Source organism: Xenorhabdus stockiae, assembly GCF_002632825.1.
Taxonomy (GTDB): domain Bacteria; phylum Pseudomonadota; class Gammaproteobacteria; order Enterobacterales; family Enterobacteriaceae; genus Xenorhabdus; species Xenorhabdus stockiae.
In genome coordinates this window covers 1-2,804 of record NZ_NJAJ01000090.1, presented here as the reverse complement: position 1 = coordinate 2,804, position 2,804 = coordinate 1, and the positions used below count along the sequence as shown (strand labels likewise).

The window sequence follows — 2,804 nt, the reverse complement described above, 5'->3', positions numbered from 1 at the left end:
AAAACCTCGGGTTAACGGAAACCAAAGAGCTGGCGAAAAATGCAGTGCCAAAATCAGAAGCTGATAGTAAATATCAACAAAAAGGTAGCTTTGGATTTGGCGGTAGTGGCGGTACTGTTATTTATAAAAATAACGATGAATTTTTCAATTGGATACGTAGATCTGGGGCCAGTCCTGAATTTTTTAGGAACTCAGCAGATTCAGACTACACACACACATATGGTGCTGGGTTGCTTCTAAAAGCAGGTGATACTTATGCCTCATTTTCAGTTAACTATGCAACTGCACGAGTGAAAGTAGTTGCAGGAAATGATGCAGGTACTGCTAATTCTCCTATTAAAGAATTGGCTTTTACTGATGATAGTTATACTAAGTCCGAATCTGATGCTAAATATCAAATTCTAGGCCTGACCCAGATAGTATCTGAATATAATGTTCCATGGAATGCTAATAGTGGTTTATATTATTCTGATTTTTCTACTCATTCTAAGTTGATAGTGAACTTTAATATAGGTGTTGGAAGTTGTCCCACTTTGCAATTGTTAGCAAATTATAGAAATGGAGGCTTGTTTTATCGTTCTGCTCGTGATTCTTATGGCTTTGAAGAGAATTGGGCTGAGTTATTAACAGTTGAGAGTGCTAACTCAAGGTATATTCAAGATGTCAGATTGGGTACAGAAGAACATGCTACACTTTGGCGTGGGTATGGCTATAGTGATACTCCTCCATATGTTATTACAGAAGTATCTAATTATAATAGAGATGAATTTCCTGATAGTGTTTCCCGTCGACCATTTCAAAAACTAATTAATGGAATTTGGCATAATATAGGAGCTTTGTAATGTTACATTTAAAAAATTTCAAAAAATATTCGCCAAATACTTTGGAAGAAAAAGAAATTGAAAAAAAATTTAGAGCTATATTTTATTGTAATGAGAATGGTGATGATTGGTATAAAAGTATATCAAAATTTCAAGAAGAGACTTACAAAGTAAAATATAACTCCAACTATGTCGTTTGTGCAATAAACAAAGATGCCTCAGCCATATGCCCAGATAATGGCAGTATTGTAGAGATGGAATCATTGCCGAATGGCATAGATATTGTAGGAAACTGGCAGTACATCAATGGTAAAATTGTTCCACGTGAATACACAAAAAATGAATTAACAATTCAAGCTCAAGAAAAAAAGAAAAAGTTACTAAATAAAGCTAATGAAGCTATATTACCTTTACAAGATGCTGTAGAACTTAATATAGCAACAGAAAGGGAAATTAAAACTTTAGTAGAATGGAAAAAATATCGGGTCATGATTAACCGAATTGATTGTATCAATATTGAAAAGACAGAGTGGCCGGAAGAACCAAGAATAAAATAATCACAGGGGCATTATGCCCCTAATTATTTGTATTATTCTGGTTTTTCAGGCCAGTTAATATCTTGTACTTTTGAACAGTCTAAACGACTTAATGCTATACTGTACAACTCCCAATTATCAAGTCGATTACTTTCGTCAGCTGTTGCTATATTCCTTTTAATAATACGCTCTAATCTCATAATTTGTGTGTCAGCGTCGTTCAATAAGGATTGTTTTTTTCTTTCCAATTTTTGTTGTAACTCTTCTTTGGTTGGTGGAGGAATATCACCCCAAGCCGGGAAGCCATTTTCATCAGCAATACGCACTTTCCCTTTAGGTGGGATATTTCCAGCAAATTCAGTAAATATACTCTCGTTAACTTCAATGCCATCGTCAGGCCATGAAGAAGAATCAATATAATCTTGCTTCATAGATATTGGATAAAATGCATTATTTTTAGCGCTATAATAATAATTCATATATTTTTAATATCCTATTGCAAACCAGTGAAATATAGATCGGTATTGGAAAGCATCATCGTTCTCTGGTACATCACTAGCTAATTTAAATTGTGTTTTATCAATAATCCATCCATGTACACCAAGCATTTGCCCTCCCCAGCTAGCCTTGTCAAGATGTCCCATAGCCGATAAATGAATACATTGATTAGGAAAATGTGTTGTAAACGAGTATGCTTTAATATCGTTATCGTTTAGCCCTTGTACAACTCCCCATTGATATATGATTCCAGTATCATTACATTTCCACCAACCATTTGGCCCTTTTTGAGCTGTATTTCTAGTAGATGCAAGATCATCCTCTGTTAAGATTTTTTTACTTCCCTTAAAGTTACCATCTTCATCAAAAGCATAAGTTGCAATATTAAATGATTGATTTTTATAACCATAATCAAAAGAGATTCCTCTTGCATACTGAGAACCTTCAACACTGGGATGAGCAACGTGAATTGCTAATGCTCCAAGACCATTTAATCCTTCATTTGGCCTTAAAAAACCAGAACGACCTAAATGACGTGAATTTGGGTCATCTAAAAGATTTGCTGCTTTAGATAGAATATAGCCTGTTGTCTTTGTATTTGTATTTAGCTGAATATATCTACCGTCAAAGTTACCATAATCAGCAGGAACAACTCGCTTTCCAACTCTTAGCTCTTCATGGATATTACACCCATTTAGGGTATCAATGTATGTAGTACCTTGCCCACGTAGATAGTGACTAAATGAAGGCTTCGATGGAGTACCGTGGTTATAGCCTAAATAAGTTAATGAATCGCCAATATTATTACCATCTGAGCGGGTATGAACATTAACTGCACCAGTATTAGTGTGAGCACCATGAAAATAAACAGGTTTTAGAACTGCTCCTCCAATATCTTTATTGAGTGCATTTTTTGCCAGCTCTTTGGTTTCCGTTAACCCGAGGTTTT

Annotated in this window: 3 protein-coding genes and 1 pseudogene; 2 read left to right on the top strand and 2 right to left on the bottom strand. The window is 35.0% G+C overall.

Features of this window, described 5'->3' with window-relative positions; all coding sequences use genetic code 11:
• Nucleotides 1-842, top strand: a pseudogene (locus tag Xsto_RS21755) (hypothetical protein); the annotation flags it as partial.
• Nucleotides 842-1,378, top strand: coding sequence for a tail fiber assembly protein (locus Xsto_RS20185; protein ID WP_099126242.1), 537 nt, complete (start codon nucleotides 842-844; stop codon nucleotides 1,376-1,378). The pseudogene Xsto_RS21755 and the gene Xsto_RS20185, both read left to right, overlap by 1 nt.
• Before the next feature lie 32 nt (nucleotides 1,379-1,410).
• Here Xsto_RS20185 and Xsto_RS20180 read toward each other — a convergent pair whose 3' ends face one another.
• Together Xsto_RS20180 and Xsto_RS22055 are read right to left on the bottom strand one after the other, a co-directional pair.
• Nucleotides 1,411-1,836 carry a tail fiber assembly protein gene (locus tag Xsto_RS20180; RefSeq protein ID WP_099126241.1) on the bottom strand — a complete coding sequence of 142 codons (426 nt, stop codon included), beginning with the start codon at nucleotides 1,834-1,836 and terminating at the stop codon, nucleotides 1,411-1,413.
• Nucleotides 1,837-1,842: 6 nt separating this feature from the next.
• Nucleotides 1,843-2,804: gp53-like domain-containing protein (locus Xsto_RS22055; protein WP_422646222.1), on the bottom strand; the 962-nt coding region annotated here is incomplete at its 5' end.

Excerpts from the sequence above, each read along its gene's own strand:
- Xsto_RS20185 (WP_099126242.1), top strand. The coding sequence starts at position 842 with ATGTTACATTTAAAAAATTTCAAAAAATATTCGCCAAATACTTTGGAA.
- Xsto_RS20180 (WP_099126241.1), bottom strand. The coding sequence starts at position 1,836 with ATGAATTATTATTATAGCGCTAAAAATAATGCATTTTATCCAATATCT.